The 12215-nt window shown below is 39.8% G+C and carries 14 protein-coding genes, 1 tRNA gene and 1 rRNA gene; all 16 read left to right on the top strand.

Annotation, left to right across the window (positions count from 1 at the left end):
• Window positions 1–63 precede the first annotated feature (63 nt).
• Window positions 64–1431, top strand: coding sequence for a cell division protein FtsA (gene ftsA, locus QM419_RS08475; protein ID WP_414278476.1), 1368 nt, complete (start codon window positions 64–66; stop codon window positions 1429–1431).
• A gap of 16 nt (window positions 1432–1447) precedes the next feature.
• Window positions 1448–2701: a cell division protein FtsZ gene (gene ftsZ / locus QM419_RS08470; protein WP_414278475.1), complete on the top strand. Its 1254-nt coding sequence runs from the start codon at window positions 1448–1450 to the stop codon at window positions 2699–2701.
• Window positions 2702–2706: 5 nt separating this feature from the next.
• The gene (locus QM419_RS08465; RefSeq protein WP_414278474.1) at window positions 2707–3378 is read left to right on the top strand and encodes a YggS family pyridoxal phosphate-dependent enzyme; all 672 of its coding nucleotides are present in this window, start codon (window positions 2707–2709) and stop codon (window positions 3376–3378) included.
• 9 nt (window positions 3379–3387) lie between these two features.
• Window positions 3388–3936, top strand: a complete 549-nt coding sequence (locus tag QM419_RS08460; protein ID WP_414278473.1) for a cell division protein SepF — start codon at window positions 3388–3390, stop codon at window positions 3934–3936.
• On the top strand, window positions 3936–4196 hold the full coding sequence (locus QM419_RS08455) for a YggT family protein (protein ID WP_006153053.1): 261 nt from the start codon (window positions 3936–3938) through the stop codon (window positions 4194–4196). Before QM419_RS08460 ends, QM419_RS08455 begins: the two co-directional genes overlap by 1 nt.
• Complete coding sequence (locus QM419_RS08450; RefSeq protein ID WP_414278472.1) at window positions 4193–4978, top strand: RNA-binding protein; 786 nt, start codon at window positions 4193–4195, stop codon at window positions 4976–4978. Before QM419_RS08455 ends, QM419_RS08450 begins: the two co-directional genes overlap by 4 nt.
• Before the next feature lie 8 nt (window positions 4979–4986).
• Window positions 4987–5241, top strand: coding sequence for a DivIVA domain-containing protein (locus QM419_RS08445; RefSeq protein ID WP_414278471.1), 255 nt, complete (start codon window positions 4987–4989; stop codon window positions 5239–5241).
• A gap of 16 nt (window positions 5242–5257) precedes the next feature.
• Window positions 5258–6070, top strand: a complete 813-nt coding sequence (locus QM419_RS08440) for a DivIVA domain-containing protein (RefSeq protein WP_414278470.1) — start codon at window positions 5258–5260, stop codon at window positions 6068–6070.
• A gap of 255 nt (window positions 6071–6325) precedes the next feature.
• Window positions 6326–9118 carry an isoleucine--tRNA ligase gene (gene ileS / locus QM419_RS08435; RefSeq protein ID WP_414278469.1) on the top strand — a complete coding sequence of 931 codons (2793 nt, stop codon included), beginning with the start codon at window positions 6326–6328 and terminating at the stop codon, window positions 9116–9118.
• Between the two features lie 101 nt (window positions 9119–9219).
• Window positions 9220–9588: a hypothetical protein gene (locus tag QM419_RS08430; protein WP_004254107.1), complete on the top strand. Its 369-nt coding sequence runs from the start codon at window positions 9220–9222 to the stop codon at window positions 9586–9588.
• Window positions 9589–9719: 131 nt separating this feature from the next.
• Complete coding sequence (locus QM419_RS08425; RefSeq protein ID WP_016466134.1) at window positions 9720–10412, top strand: phosphoglycerate mutase; 693 nt, start codon at window positions 9720–9722, stop codon at window positions 10410–10412.
• Window positions 10413–10532: 120 nt separating this feature from the next.
• On the top strand, window positions 10533–10685 hold the full coding sequence (gene rpmG, locus QM419_RS08420) for a 50S ribosomal protein L33 (protein WP_001809375.1): 153 nt from the start codon (window positions 10533–10535) through the stop codon (window positions 10683–10685).
• Between the two features lie 9 nt (window positions 10686–10694).
• On the top strand, window positions 10695–10871 hold the full coding sequence (gene secE, locus QM419_RS08415; protein WP_004254104.1) for a preprotein translocase subunit SecE: 177 nt from the start codon (window positions 10695–10697) through the stop codon (window positions 10869–10871).
• 49 nt (window positions 10872–10920) lie between these two features.
• The gene (gene nusG / locus QM419_RS08410) at window positions 10921–11457 is read left to right on the top strand and encodes a transcription termination/antitermination protein NusG (protein ID WP_016466132.1); all 537 of its coding nucleotides are present in this window, start codon (window positions 10921–10923) and stop codon (window positions 11455–11457) included.
• A 108-nt stretch (window positions 11458–11565) separates the two neighbouring features.
• Window positions 11566–11637: transfer RNA gene (locus QM419_RS08405), tRNA-Glu, on the top strand.
• Between the two features lie 227 nt (window positions 11638–11864).
• Window positions 11865–12215 (top strand): 16S ribosomal RNA (locus tag QM419_RS08400); the annotation flags it as partial.

Here is a 12215-nt window from a genome sequence, read left to right as displayed (position 1 = left end):
GCCTTCTTGTAGCTGTTAAAAAATCAAAGTGTGAAACTTGGAAGATAGAGAGGACGCAATGTAATGACTAGAAATGGTTTCTTTACAGGCTTAGATATTGGAACAAGCTCAATTAAAGTGTTAGTTGCTGAGCTTGTAGATGGTGAAGTAAATGTAATCGGTGTTAGTAACGCCAAAAGTAAAGGTGTCAAGGATGGAATTATCGTTGACATCGAGGCCGCAGCAACGGCTATTAAATCTGCTATTTCTCAAGCAGAAGAAAAAGCAGGAATTTCAATCAAATCAGTAAATGTTGGACTTCCAGCAAACTTGCTGCAAGTGGAACCAACTCAGGGAATGATTCCTGTAACATCAGATACAAAAGAAATTACAGATCAAGATGTTGAGAATGTTGTCAAATCAGCTTTGACAAAGAGCATGACACCTGATCGTGAAGTGATTACATTTGTGCCAGAAGAATTTGTAGTAGACGGCTTCCAAGGTATTCGTGACCCTCGTGGTATGATGGGTGTTCGTTTGGAAATGCGTGGACTTCTCTATACAGGTCCAAGAACCATTCTTCACAACCTTCGTAAAACTGTAGAACGTGTTGGAGTTCAAGTCGATAACGTGATTATTTCACCACTTGCAATTGTAAACTCTGTTCTTAACGAAGGCGAACGTGAGTTTGGAGCAACAGTTATCGATATGGGTGGTGGCCAAACAAGCGTTGCTACTATCCGTAATCAAGAGCTTCAATACACAAATGTTTACCAAGAAGGTGGCGATTACGTCACTAAAGACATTTCAAAAGTTCTTAAAACTTCTAAGAAAATTGCAGAAGGTTTGAAACTGAACTATGGTGAAGCTTATCCGCAACTTGCAAGCAAAGAAACTTTCCAAGTTGAAGTGATTGGTGAAGTAGAACCTGTTGAAGTTACAGAAGAATACTTGGCTCAAATTATTTCAGCTAGATTGAAACACATCTTTGAACAAATCAAACAAGATTTGGAAAGAAGACATTTGTTGGATTTGCCTGGGGGTATTGCTCTGATTGGTGGAAACGCTATTCTGCCGGGTATCGTTGAGCTTGCCCAAGAAGTACTTGGGGTTCGTGTAAAACTTTACGTTCCAAACCAAGTGGGTATCCGCAATCCTGCATTTGCTCATGTGATTAGTTTGTCTGAATTTGCTGGAAGCCTTACAGAAATTAATGTTTTGGCTCAAAGAGCTATCAGAGGAGATCAAGTTTTGCGTCAACAACCGATTGATTTCAGAACTTCAAGTCAGGAAAAACCTGCAACTTCTCAACGTTCAGTGTTTGGTACAACTCCAACTGAATCAGCAGAACCAACTTATACTGCTGACTCAGCAACTTCAAATCAATCAGAAGAAAAACCAAAATTGACTGAGCGATTCCGTAGCTTAATCGGAAGCATGTTTGATGAATAGGATAGAGGGATAAAATATGACATTTTCATTTGATACAGCAGCAGCACAAGGTGCAGTAATTAAAGTAATTGGTGTCGGTGGTGGCGGAGGAAACGCCATCAACCGCATGGTTGACGAAGGTGTTTCAGGTGTTGAGTTCATCGCAGCCAACACAGATGTACAAGCCTTGAGCAGTACAAAAGCTGAAACAGTTATCCAACTTGGTCCAAAATTAACTCGTGGGCTTGGTGCTGGAGGACAACCTGAAGTTGGTCGCAAGGCTGCTGAGGAAAGCGAAGAAGTTCTAACTGAAGCTATCAGTGGAGCAGATATGGTCTTCATCACTGCTGGTATGGGTGGTGGATCTGGTACAGGTGCTGCACCAGTTATCGCTCGTATCGCTAAAGGTTTAGGTGCTTTGACTGTCGGTGTTGTGACACGTCCATTCGGTTTCGAAGGAAGCAAACGTGGTCAATTCGCAGTTGAAGGAATCAATGAACTTCGTGAACACGTTGATACTCTCTTGATTATTTCAAACAACAACTTATTAGAAATTGTTGACAAGAAAACTCCTCTTCTTGAAGCTTTGTCTGAAGCAGATAACGTTCTTCGCCAAGGTGTTCAAGGAATTACAGATTTGATTACAAATCCTGGTTTGATCAACTTGGACTTTGCAGACGTGAAGACAGTAATGGCAAACAAAGGAAATGCCCTTATGGGTATCGGTATCGGTAGCGGAGAAGAACGCGTTATTGAAGCGGCTCGTAAAGCTATCTACTCACCACTTCTTGAAACAACTATTGATGGAGCAGAAGATGTTATTGTTAACGTAACTGGTGGTTTGGATATGACTTTGATTGAAGCAGAAGAAGCTTCTGAAATCGTCAACCAAGCTGCTGGACATGGTGTAAACATCTGGCTCGGTACTTCTATTGATGAATCTATGAAAGATGAAATCCGTGTAACTGTTGTTGCAACTGGAGTTCGTCAAGATGCAGTCGAAAAAGTTGTAGCGCCACAACCAAGACAAGCGTCATTCCGTGAACCAGTAAGAACTGCTCACACTCACACTTATGACCGTCATTTTGATTTGGCTGAAACAGCTGAACTTCCAACTCCTTCACAACGTCAAACTGAAGCTCCTAAAGCATCGGCTTTTGGTGATTGGGACTTGAGACGTGATTCAATTGTTCGTCAAGGTGAATCAGTCGTATCTCCAGTTGAACGTTTCGAAGCACCATCTTCTGACGAAGATGAGTTGGAAACACCACCATTCTTTAAAAACCGTTAATAGAGATGGATTTAAAAGAAAATACAAATCAGGTATTTCAACAGGTTACAAAAGCAATTAAAGAAGCCGGCCGTGAAGACGGTTCGGTTTCTGTAATTGCTGTAACAAAATATGTTGATATTGCAACTGCAGCAAATTTGATTGACCAAGGAGTCAAGCACATTGGTGAAAACCGTGTCGACAAATTTCTTGAGAAGTATCATGCTTTAAGTGATAAAGATGTTACTTGGCACTTGATTGGTAGCTTACAAAGAAGAAAAGTCAAGGATATCATTCCTTTTGTTGATTATTTTCACGCTTTAGATTCTTTGAAATTAGCTCAAGAGATTCATAAACGTGCCAATCGTACGGTTAAATGTTTTTTGCAGGTCAATATTTCTGGGGAGGAAAGCAAGCATGGTTTTTCAAAAGAAGAACTATTGACAGTCTTGCCAGACTTGTCTAGCTTGGATAAAATCGAGTATGTTGGTCTCATGACCATGGCTCCCTTTGAAGCCCAAACAGAAGAGTTGCAAAAAATCTTTAAAGAAACGCAAGAGTTGCAACAATACATTCGTGAACAACAACTCCCCAATATGCCAATGACAGAACTAAGTATGGGAATGAGCCGTGACTATAAAGAAGCGATTCAGTGTGGCTCGACTTTCGTTCGAATTGGTACTGCATTTTTTAAATAGGAAATAATCATGTCATTAAAAGATAAATTTGATAAATTTATAGATTACTTTACAGAAGATGGAGATGAAGTTGCTTCAGAAGTTGTCGCTGCACATTCTGAACGTTCACTAGCTTCAGTTCCTCCAAAGAGAGAATTGCCACAGCAAACTGCTGCTCAAGAATCTTCTCCAGTTGAAGCAAAAGAGAAAAATATTACAAAACTTCATGCACGTCAGCAACAACTGGCAATTGAAAGCCATCGCTCTACTGAAAAAGTAACCATCGATGTTCGTTACCCACGCCGTTACGAAGATGCAACAGATATTGTTGATTTGTTAGCTGGAAACGAAAGTATCTTGATTGACTTCCAATATATGACAGAAGTTCAAGCTCGTCGTTGTTTGGATTACTTGGATGGAGCACGTCATGTCCTTGCTGGAGAGTTAAGAAAAGTTGCGAACACAATGTATCTTTTGACACCAGTAGGTGTTGTGGTAAACATTGAAGATATTCGTTTGCCAGAAGAAGCTCAAAGCGAAGAGTATGACTTCGATATGAAGAGAAATAGAGTACGTTAATGTTTCTAATAATTCGTTTTATCCAAAATGCTACAGATATCTATTCACTGATACTTGTAGCTTTTGCTCTATTATCATGGTTTCCAAATGCCTACAACACTCAGTTGGGAAAATTTTTGGAGACCTTGTGTAAACCAATTCTTGAGCCCCTGAAACGTTTACCACTGCAAATTGCAGGCTTGGATTTCTCAGTTTGGATAGCTCTAATTCTCTTGCGCATGATAAGTCGCTATCTCATCAATTTGTTGGTAGTTTTATGAGTAAAGAACTTTACCAACATTTCGCAACAGAAGATATCCCCTTTATCGACAAGGGTTTGGAGTGGTTAGGACAGGTAGAAGAACATTACGCACCGATTTTATCTCCTTTTATCAATCCTCACCAAGTATTTATCTTGGAGACATTGGGAAACAATAGAGGGGTAAAAACCTTTTCTAGTACTCGTTTTGTATCTTCAGAGTATGCTCGGGTCATTCTAGCGCCGGATTATTTTACGCCAACCTTGGAAGATTTTGAAATGACCTTGCTTGAGATCGTGTATCCCAGCAAGTTTCAGCAACTGACCCATTCAAAGATATTGGGTACAGTTCTCAATCGTCTAGGTATTGACCGAAAGTTATTTGGAGACATTCTGGTAACAGAAGAGAAAGCCCAAATTATTGTCGATCGAAGATTTACCACTCTTTTCCAGGATGGAATTCAAAAGATTTCCAAGTTGCCTGTAAGTTTAGTAGAACGTCCTTTTTCAGATAGGATAGAATCTAAAGACGAGTATCAAGAAAAAGAAGTCTTGGTCTCAAGCCTTCGACTAGATACCTTCTTATCTAGTATATTGAGGTTATCACGTTCGCAAACGACAGCTCTGGTTGAAAAGAAGTTGGTTCAAGTCAACTATCATATAGTTGAAAAATCGGACTATCCGGTAAAAATTGGTGATTTAATCAGTGTCAGACGCTTTGGAAGAATTATCTTACTCAAAGAAAATGGCCAAACCAAAAAAGATAAGAAAAAACTAACAGTCCAACTACTATTAAGTAAGTGAGAAAAAATATGTCGATTACACCACAAGATATTGTTGATAAAGTTTTTTCAACAAAATTCCGAGGCTACGATAAGGAAGAAGTTGACGAATTTTTAGATAAGATTTATATTGACTACGAGGAGTTAGTCCGTTGCAAGGATGAGACAGAACGCTATATCAAAAAACTAGAAGAACGTCTTTCCTATTATACGACTGATATTCCTAAGAGAACAGTAACAAACGAGCAAGAACCAGAAGCAATTAATGATTCTATTTTTTATTAAATAAGTGAGGGGAAATATGCCAATTACATCGTTAGAAATTAAGGATAAAACCTTTGGTGTTCAGTTTAGAGGTTTTAACCGTGAAGAAGTTGATGAATTTTTAGATATTGTTGTTCGTGACTATGAAGATTTAGTTCGTAGCAATCATGAAAAAGATCAACATATCAAAAATTTAGAAGAGCGTCTATCTTATTTTGACGAAATCAAAGATTCGTTGAGTCAGTCAGTTTTGATTGCCCAAGACACAGCTGAACGTGTAAAACAAGCTGCGAGTGACCGTTCTAATAACATCATTAAGCAGGCTGAGCAAGATGCTCAACGTTTACTTGATGAAGCTAAGTATAAAGCCAATGAAATTTTGCGACAAGCTACAGATAATGCTAAAAAAGTTGCTGTGGAAACTGAAGAGTTGAAGAACAAGAGTCGCGTCTTCCACCAACGTTTGAAATCAACAATCGAAAGTCAGTTGGCTATTGTTGATTCATCAGATTGGGAAGAAATTTTGCGTCCGACTGCAACTTATCTTCAAACGAGTGACGAAGCTTTCAAGGAAGTTGTCCAAGAGGTTCTAGGTGAAGATGTATCGTCATACCATGAAGAAGAGCCGATTGACATGACTCGTCAATTCTCTCCAGAAGAAGTTGCAGAACTTCAAGCACGTATTGAAGCAGCTAACAAAGAATTGTTGGAAACGCAACAAAATGCTGAAGAGTCAACTGAAACTGAAGTTGAAGTTCAGCCAGTTGCTGAAACTCCTGTTGAACCATCGCATGAGGAAGGACCTCAAGACGATCCTAACACTCAACAAGAGTCAGTTCTAATTTTATAAGAATCTCATTAGAGAACAAGAATTTATCAAACACATTTCTAGCGAGTAGGAGATGGTGGAAGTCCTACAATCCCTGTTGGTAAATTTATCCTCTCTTAGTATCAAATCTGAAAATAGTAAGATTTGACGTTGCCCACGTTACGGGAAAAGAGGGAAAGAGACTAGGTCTTTTTCCGAACAAAGGTGGTACCACGATTTTCGTCCTTTTTGCGAGTCGTGGTTTTTATATTGTCAATTTACATTAAAGGAGTACTAATGAAACTTAAAGAAACCCTTAATCTTGGGAAAACAGAATTTCCAATGCGTGCCGGACTTCCAACTAAAGAGCCAGTTTGGCAAAAAGAGTGGGAAGAAGCAAAACTCTATCAACGTCGTCAAGAGCTAAATGAAGGAAAACCACATTTCACGCTTCATGATGGCCCTCCATACGCTAACGGAAATATCCACGTAGGACATGCCATGAACAAGATTTCGAAAGATATCATTGTTCGTTCTAAGTCTATGTCAGGATTTTACGCACCATATATCCCAGGTTGGGATACACACGGCCTGCCAATCGAGCAAGTCTTGGCTAAACAAGGTGTTAAACGCAAAGAAATGGACTTGGTTGAGTACTTGAAACTTTGCCGTGAATACGCTCTTTCTCAAGTAGATAAACAACGCGAAGACTTCAAACGTTTAGGTGTTTCTGGTGACTGGGAAAATCCATATGTAACTTTGACGCCTGACTATGAAGCAGCGCAAATTCGCGTCTTTGGTGAAATGGCTAACAAGGGCTACATCTACCGTGGAGCTAAGCCAGTTTACTGGTCATGGTCATCTGAGTCAGCTCTTGCTGAAGCGGAAATTGAATACCATGACTTGGTTTCAACTTCTCTTTACTATGCTAATAAGGTTAAAGATGGCAAAGGCGTCCTTGATACAGATACTTACATTGTTGTTTGGACAACAACTCCATTTACCATCACAGCTTCTCGCGGGTTGACTGTTGGTGCAGATATTGGTTATGTCTTGGTGCAACCAGCTGGTGAAGCTCGTAAGTTTGTAGTTGCTTCAGAATTGTTGAACAGTTTGTCTGAGAAATTCGGTTGGTCGGATGTTCAAGTTTTGGCAACTTACCGTGGACGAGAATTGAACCACATCGTAACAGAGCACCCATGGGATACAGCAGTAGATGAACTCGTTATCCTTGGTGACCACGTTACAACAGATTCTGGTACTGGTATCGTCCATACAGCCCCTGGTTTTGGTGAGGATGACTACAATGTCGGTGTCGCCAATGGGCTTGAAGTTGCTGTGACTGTTAACGAACGCGGGATCATGATGGCCAATGCAGGTGCAGAGTTCGAAGGTCAATTTTATGACAAGGTTGTGCCAACAGTTATTGAAAAACTTGGAAATCTTCTTCTTGCTCAAGAAGAAATCTCTCACTCCTACCCATTTGACTGGCGTACGAAAAAACCAATTATCTGGCGCGCGGTACCTCAATGGTTTGCTTCTGTATCTAAATTCCGCCAAGAAATTTTGGACGAAATTGAAAAAGTGAAGTTCCACTCAGAGTGGGGTAAAGTCCGTCTTTACAATATGATTCGTGACCGTGGTGACTGGGTTATCTCTCGCCAACGTGCTTGGGGTGTGCCTCTTCCAATCTTCTATGCAGAAGACGGAACACCAATCATGACAGCTGAAACCATCGAGCATGTAGCTCAACTCTTTGAAGAACATGGTTCAATCATCTGGTGGGAACGTGATGCCAAAGACCTCTTGCCTGAAGGATTTACCCATCCTGGTTCACCAAATGGTGAATTCAAGAAAGAAACAGACATCATGGATGTATGGTTCGACTCAGGTTCATCATGGAATGGTGTCGTGGTTAACCGTCCAGAACTCAAATATCCAGCAGATCTTTATCTTGAAGGGTCAGACCAATATCGTGGTTGGTTCAACTCATCACTCATCACCTCTGTAGCTAACCATGGTGTGGCACCATACAAACAAATTTTGTCACAAGGTTTTGCCCTTGACGGTAAAGGTGAAAAGATGTCTAAATCACTTGGAAATACCATTGCTCCAAGCGATGTTGAAAAACAATTTGGTGCTGAAATCTTGCGTCTCTGGGTAACCAGTGTTGACTCAAGCAACGATGTGCGTATCTCTATGGATATCTTGAGCCAAGTTTCTGAAACTTACCGTAAGATCCGTAACACTCTTCGTTTCTTGATTGCTAACACATCTGACTTTAATCCAGCTGAGGATGCTGTCGCTTATGAAGAACTTCGTTCTGTTGATAAGTACATGACCATCCGCTTTAACCAACTTGTCAAGACCATTCGTGATGCTTATGCAAACTTCGAATTCTTGACAATCTACAAGGCATTGGTGAACTTTATCAACGTTGATCTATCTGCCTTCTACCTTGACTTTGCCAAAGATGTTGTTTACATTGAAGGAGCTAAGTCACTTGAACGCCGTCAAATGCAAACTGTCTTCTATGACATCCTTGTAAAAATTACCAAACTCTTAACACCAATCCTTCCTCACACTGCGGAAGAAATCTGGTCTTACCTCGAGTTTGAAGCGGAAGAATTTGTTCAATTGTCAGAATTACCAGAAGCTCAAACATTTGCTAACCAAGAGGAAATCTTGGATACCTGGTCAGCCTTCATGGACTTCCGTGGCCAAGCTCAAAAAGCTTTGGAAGAAGCGCGTAACGAAAAAGTCATCGGTAAATCTCTGGAAGCTCACTTGACTGTTTATCCAAATGAAGTGGTGAAAACTCTTCTTGGAGCTGTTGATAGCAATGTAGCACAACTCTTGATTGTCTCTGAATTAACCATCGCAGAAGGACCAGCTCCAGAAGGTGCAGTGGCCTTTGAAGATGTGGCCTTCACAGTTGACCGTGCAGCTGGTGAAGTTTGTGACCGTTGTCGTCGTATCGACCCAAGTACAGCAGAACGTAGCTATAATGCGACCGTCTGTGATCACTGTGCAAACATCGTTGAAGAAAACTTTGCGGACGCAGTGGCAGAAGGATTTGAAGCTAAATAATCCAACAAAAATACAGGAAAAATTCCTGTATTTTTTTTAAAAATAAAAACTTTATTAAAAATATGGTATAATATACCTTATTAAAATAAAAGGAGATATTTATGAAGACAAAAACACTAGCACAAGTAGATGGCTTTATTGGTATTATTGCAGGGGCAATTTTAGCTTTCTTACCAATTTTTATGGTATTTCTTGCAGCCATTTCTGAAGACGAAGATGCTGCAGGGCTAATTTTGGGCATTATTTTCATTGTTTTCTCTTTAGTGAAAATTGCAACCCTCATTCTTGGAATCCTCTCACTTGTCTACTATAAGGATGACAATCGTATTTCACTAGCACCATCGATTCTATTTATCGTTGGATCTGTAGTTGCCTTGATTCCTTTCCTTGGGTGGATTGGTGGAATCGTCCTTGTCATTGGTGGAGCTTTGTACCTAGCAAGCTTGAAACAATTTAGAATTGAAGAATAAATTATTTTTAGGGAAGAGTTCAAGAGCTCTTCTCTTTTTCGTTGATTTTAACTAGCATTTTTGTGAAAAATTGTGTAAAATAGAATAGATAAACGAGGGCGACCTCGAAAAATAAAAGGAGAATCCAACTAATGGTAAAATTGGTTTTTGCTCGCCACGGTGAGTCTGAATGGAACAAAGCTAACCTTTTCACAGGATGGGCTGACGTAGATCTTTCTGAAAAAGGTACTCAACAAGCTATCGATGCTGGTAAATTGATCAAAGAAGCTGGTATTGAATTTGACCAAGCTTACACTTCAGTATTGAAACGTGCTATCAAAACAACTAACCTTGCACTTGAAGCATCTGACCAACTTTGGGTTCCAGTTGAAAAATCATGGCGCTTGAACGAACGTCACTACGGTGGTTTGACTGGTAAAAACAAAGCTGAAGCTGCTGAACAATTTGGTGATGAGCAAGTTCACATCTGGCGTCGTTCATACGATGTATTGCCTCCAGCAATGCCTCGTGATGATGAGTACTCAGCTCATACTGACCGTCGTTACGCTTCACTTGATGACTCAGTAATTCCAGATGCTGAAAACTTGAAAGTGACTTTGGAACGCGCTCTTCCATTCTGGGAAGACAAAATCGCTCCAGCACTTAAAGATGGTAAAAACGTATTCGTAGGTGCACACGGTAACTCAATCCGCGCTCTTGTAAAACACATCAAACAATTGTCAGACGACGAAATCATGGATGTGGAAATCCCTAACTTCCCACCATTGGTATTCGAATTTGACGAAAAATTGAACGTAGTTAAAGAATACTACCTTGGAAAATAATGTAAAATAGAGTCTAGGATTATTCCTAGGCTTTTTTATTTTAAAAATAGGGAAATGCAGAGTGCAATTTAACTTGTCAAAGACAAGGATTCTTGTTATAATAGATAGGATGGAGGCGCTATGGCACTTAAAAAAGCAAGTTTAGCCTGTGCGGTTTGTGGTTCAAGAAACTACTCAATTAAAATTAGTGGGAATCCAAAACCGACTCGCTTAGAAGTAAATAAATTTTGTAAACATTGTGGTAAATACACAACACATCGAGAAACGAGATAGGAGATAAGAATGGGTTTTATTAAGGATATCTTTACACTTCTTAAAGATACAACTTGGCCAACTCGAAAACAAAGTTGGGTAGATTTTAAATCTATCATGGAATACACTGCTTTCTTTGTGGTTATCATTTATATTTTTGACCAGTTAATCGTTAGCGGATTGATTCGATTCATTAACATTTTTTAAGATAGTATAAATAGGCTGAAAGAAGTTTACCATTAAGAAAGGAAAAAAGATGGATAGTTTTGATAAAGGATGGTTTGTCCTACAAACATATTCTGGTTATGAAAATAAAGTAAAAGAAAATCTCTTGCAACGTGCACAAACATACAATATGTTGGATAATATCCTACGTGTGGAAATTCCAACTCAAACTGTGCAAGTTGAGAAAAATGGGAAGAAAAAAGAAGTTGAAGAAAATCGCTTCCCAGGATATGTCCTTGTGGAAATGGTTATGACTGATGAAGCTTGGTTTGTAGTTCGTAATACACCAAACGTTACAGGATTTGTCGGCTCACACGGGAACAGATCTAAACCAACTCCACTTTTGGAACAAGAAATCAGAGATATCTTGGTCTCAATGGGACAAACGGTTCAAGAATTCGATATCAATGTTGAAGTTGGTCAAACAGTTCGAATCATTGATGGTGCCTTTACTGATTACACAGGAAAAATTACTGAAATTGATAATAACAAAGTGAAAATGATTATTTCAATGTTTGGTAATGATACAGTAGCAGAAGTAAACTTGAATCAAATCGCTGAATTGTAATATCAGTTACCGATTAACTTGTGAATCTAGAATCCTGTCAACTAATTTTAAAAAACTAGTTGACAAGATTCTAAAAGTAGGTATAATAGAAAGAGTTGACAAGCTCAAGGTCCGTTGGTCAAGGGGTTAAGACACCGCCTTTTCACGGCGGTAACACGGGTTCGAATCCCGTACGGACTATGGGTGTATTGCGGTTGATGGGAACAGGATATAAAAAAAGTTAAAAAAACCTGTTGACAGAGAAAAATGACTGTGATATACTAATATAGTTGTCGCAAGCGCGACAAAGACCTTTGAAAACTGAACAAGACGAACCAATGTGCAGGGCACTATAACTGAAGTTATAGTACTGAACAATGAAAAAACAATAAATCTGTCAGTGACAGAAATGAGTGAGAACTCAAACTTTTAATGAGAGTTTGATCCTGGCTCAGGACGAACGCTGGCGGCGTGCCTAATACATGCAAGTAGAACGCTGAAGCTTGGTGCTTGCACCGAGCGGATGAGTTGCGAACGGGTGAGTAACGCGTAGGTAACCTGCCTGGTAGCGGGGGATAACTATTGGAAACGATAGCTAATACCGCATAACAGTAGATATCGCATGATATCTACTTGAAAGGTGCAATTGCATCACTACCAGATGGACCTGCGTTGTATTAGCTAGTTGGTGAGGTAACGGCTCACCAAGGCAACGATACATAGCCGACCTGAGAGGGTGATCGGCCACACTGGGACTGAGACACGGCCCAGACTCCTAC

The sequence above is a fragment of the Streptococcus infantis genome (assembly GCF_047464715.1).
GTDB classification, from domain to species: domain Bacteria; phylum Bacillota; class Bacilli; order Lactobacillales; family Streptococcaceae; genus Streptococcus; species Streptococcus infantis_S.
The sequence above is the reverse complement of the archived record's forward strand: the minus strand, read 5'-3'. Positions and strand labels throughout refer to the sequence as shown.

Coding starts and splice junctions, on each gene's coding strand:
- ftsA (WP_414278476.1), top strand. CDS start 64: ATGACTAGAAATGGTTTCTTTACAGGCTTAGATATTGGAACAAGCTCA.
- ftsZ (WP_414278475.1), top strand. CDS start 1,448: ATGACATTTTCATTTGATACAGCAGCAGCACAAGGTGCAGTAATTAAA.
- QM419_RS08465 (WP_414278474.1), top strand. CDS start 2,707: ATGGATTTAAAAGAAAATACAAATCAGGTATTTCAACAGGTTACAAAA.
- QM419_RS08460 (WP_414278473.1), top strand. CDS start 3,388: ATGTCATTAAAAGATAAATTTGATAAATTTATAGATTACTTTACAGAA.
- QM419_RS08455 (WP_006153053.1), top strand. CDS start 3,936: ATGTTTCTAATAATTCGTTTTATCCAAAATGCTACAGATATCTATTCA.
- QM419_RS08450 (WP_414278472.1), top strand. CDS start 4,193: ATGAGTAAAGAACTTTACCAACATTTCGCAACAGAAGATATCCCCTTT.
- QM419_RS08445 (WP_414278471.1), top strand. CDS start 4,987: ATGTCGATTACACCACAAGATATTGTTGATAAAGTTTTTTCAACAAAA.
- QM419_RS08440 (WP_414278470.1), top strand. CDS start 5,258: ATGCCAATTACATCGTTAGAAATTAAGGATAAAACCTTTGGTGTTCAG.
- ileS (WP_414278469.1), top strand. CDS start 6,326: ATGAAACTTAAAGAAACCCTTAATCTTGGGAAAACAGAATTTCCAATG.
- QM419_RS08430 (WP_004254107.1), top strand. CDS start 9,220: ATGAAGACAAAAACACTAGCACAAGTAGATGGCTTTATTGGTATTATT.
- QM419_RS08425 (WP_016466134.1), top strand. CDS start 9,720: ATGGTAAAATTGGTTTTTGCTCGCCACGGTGAGTCTGAATGGAACAAA.
- rpmG (WP_001809375.1), top strand. CDS start 10,533: ATGGCACTTAAAAAAGCAAGTTTAGCCTGTGCGGTTTGTGGTTCAAGA.
- secE (WP_004254104.1), top strand. CDS start 10,695: ATGGGTTTTATTAAGGATATCTTTACACTTCTTAAAGATACAACTTGG.
- nusG (WP_016466132.1), top strand. CDS start 10,921: ATGGATAGTTTTGATAAAGGATGGTTTGTCCTACAAACATATTCTGGT.